Origin of the sequence: Staphylococcus sp. HMSC62D11 (assembly GCF_001839145.1) — a bacterium.
Taxonomy (GTDB): Bacteria; Bacillota; Bacilli; order Staphylococcales; family Staphylococcaceae; genus Staphylococcus; species Staphylococcus lugdunensis.
Genome location: NZ_KV840189.1, coordinates 1 through 242, shown reverse-complemented (window position 1 = coordinate 242; position 242 = coordinate 1). Strand labels below are relative to the sequence as shown.

Annotated in this window: 1 pseudogene; it reads right to left on the bottom strand. The window is 39.7% G+C overall.

Annotated features, from left to right (window positions below):
* Positions 1 to 242: pseudogene (locus HMPREF3267_RS12595) on the bottom strand (hypothetical protein); the annotation flags it as partial.

The following is a 242-nucleotide window of genomic DNA, read 5'->3' as shown; positions in this document are numbered from 1 at the left end:
CCTTTTGGTATCACAACTGTTGTGTTATCTGAGAACACAAGTTTACGATCTCCGTTTGGTTCTTCTGTATTACTTGTGATTGTAATTGAATGACCATCGGCACCTTTAACACCTGCGTCACCTTTGTCGCCTTTTGGTATCGTAATCGATTTGCCATCTGAGAAGGTTACAACAGTGTCACCATTTGGTTGTTTAGCTATATTTTGAATTGTCACTGATGTGCCATTTTGACCTTTTGGTAC